The sequence below is a fragment of the Thermovirga sp. genome, assembly GCA_012523215.1.
GTDB lineage: Bacteria > Synergistota > Synergistia > Synergistales > Thermovirgaceae > 58-81.
The window spans coordinates 1-2,224 of record JAAYIZ010000193.1 but is presented as its reverse complement, the minus strand read 5'-3'; the positions used below and the strand labels follow the sequence as shown (position 1 = coordinate 2,224).

The following is a 2,224-nucleotide window of genomic DNA, read 5'->3' as shown; positions in this document are numbered from 1 at the left end:
TCCTATTCTTTGCATCCGTTCCGGAGGGGGAAATATGCCCAAATACGTTTTCGTCACAGGCGGTGTCGTTTCGTCACTGGGGAAAGGTATTACCGCGGCCTCCCTGGGGGTTCTTCTCAAGCGCAGGGGATTCAAGGTCTCCATCATCAAGATGGACCCCTACATCAACGTGGACGCGGGGACGATGAACCCCTTCCAGCATGGCGAGGTCTTCGTCACCGACGACGGCGCCGAGACGGACCTGGACCTCGGTCACTATGAACGCTTCATCGATGAGTCCCTCTCGAGGGACAACACGGTAACCACGGGGAAGGTCTACTCCTCGGTCATTTCCAGGGAGCGGGCGGGACAGTACTGTGGAGCTACCGTCCAGGTGATACCCCATATCACCAACGAAATACAGGAGAGGATCCTGAAAGTGAACAACGGTGTCGATGTCGTGATTTCCGAGATAGGGGGGACCGTCGGTGACATCGAAGGGCAGCCCTTCCTGGAGGCTATCCGCCAGATGGCGAATCGCGTCGGCCGAGAGAACGTCCTTTACTGCCACGTCACCCTCGTGCCCTACATCGCCGCCGCGGGAGAACTGAAGACCAAGCCGACCCAGCACAGCGTCAACGAACTGCGCCGCCTGGGGATACAGCCCGATGTTATCGTCTGCCGCTCCGTCACCCACCTAGGCAGCGATATCAGGGAGAAGATCGCCCTTTTCGGCAGCGTCCCCAAGGAAGCCGTCGTGGAGGCGACCGACGTATCGTCCATTTACAAGATTCCCCTTCATCTCTATGAGCAGCGTTTTGACAGCCTCGTGATGGAAAAGTTGGGCCTGGAGCCGAAGCAGGAACCCGACCTCGACGACTGGAGGGACTTCGTCAAGGCCAGCGAAAACCCGGAACGCGTCATCGAGGTGGCCATGGTGGGGAAGTACGTGAGCCACAAGGATGCGTACCTGAGCGTCGTCGAGGCCCTTACCCACGCGGGCACGGCCAACCTGGTGCGGGTAAAGATCCGCCAGGTGGAGGCCGAGGACGTCGAAAAGGAGGGAGTCGTTCTCCTGGAAGGTGTTCACGGGATCCTGGTGCCCGGGGGGTTCGGCTCCAGGGGCGTTTCCGGGAAGATGCAGACGGCCGCCTACGCTCGTGAGAACAAAATTCCCTACCTGGGACTCTGCCTGGGAATGCAGATAGCCGTGGTGGAGTTCGCCCGGAATGTCTGCGGCATCCCCTCGGCTCAGAGCGCGGAGATGGACCCGAACACGCTGGACCCGGTCATAACCTCGGGACCCAGGGGGCCGGGGTCAAAAAATACGGGGGGTGACATGCGACTGGGCTTGTACCCCTGCGAACTGAAGCCCTCCTCGCTCTCCTACGATGCCTACGGAGGGGAGAGGGTCGTCGAGGAAAGGCACAGGCACCGGTACGAATTCAACAATGGTTACAGGAAACAGTTGACTTCCAGAGGAATGCGGATAGCCGGCATATGCCCCGAGCGGGACCTGGTCGAGATCATCGAACTCGAGGAACACCCCTGGTTCGTGGGTGTCCAGTTCCACCCGGAACTCAAGTCGAGGCCGATACGCCCCCATCCACTTTTCGTCGGCTTCATCGGGGCTGCCCGGAAAAGGGCGGAAGAAAATGAAAGGGAGGCCGAAAAATGAATTCAAGGAGCCGTTTTGCATCGATTCTTGTACTTCTTTTCCTGGTAATTGCTTTTGCGGGTGTTTCACATGGGCAGGAAGTCGATACGCCGGAGCAGACCCAGGACCAGATCGACCTCCTCATCTATGCCGAAAAGGGGGCCGGGGGAATTATCCGAAGGCTCGAGAAGATCGAGACGGATCTTTTCGGGCGGGAACTACCGGGTAGCATCTCCGAGCGACAGTCGGGGCTGCTGAACTTCATCAGGAACGGGTCGTTGGGGCAACCCTCGCTGATCTTCAAGGCCGGTCTCGCCGAGTGGGCCATCACCCATGAGATAAGGCCCGACCTCCCCCTCGCCAGCAGGGTGGCCGAGATCGAGCGACAACTGGAGGGCGAAGCGTCGGAGGGACGACCCTTGGCGATGAGGCTCGAGCGACTGCTCACCCTCCTCTTCCCCGGGCAGGTTTTCTGGCAGGAAATTAACGTCCCCGCTAACATGGTTTTCAAAGCCACCTTTATAGACCGGGTCTCGCCGAAGAACGCCGCCGCCGGCGATGTGGTCCGGCTTAAACTCGAAGAGAACC

At 59.5% G+C, this 2,224-nt stretch carries 2 protein-coding genes; both read left to right on the top strand.

The window, feature by feature from the left end; translation table 11 throughout:
* Nucleotides 1–34: 34 nt before the first annotated feature.
* Nucleotides 35–1,657, top strand: coding sequence for a CTP synthase (locus GX108_05300; protein NLO56453.1), 1,623 nt, complete (start codon nt 35–37; stop codon nt 1,655–1,657).
* On the top strand, nt 1,654–2,224 hold a 571-nt coding region (locus GX108_05295), incomplete at its 3' end, for a hypothetical protein (GenBank protein ID NLO56452.1). The genes GX108_05300 and GX108_05295, both read left to right, overlap by 4 nt.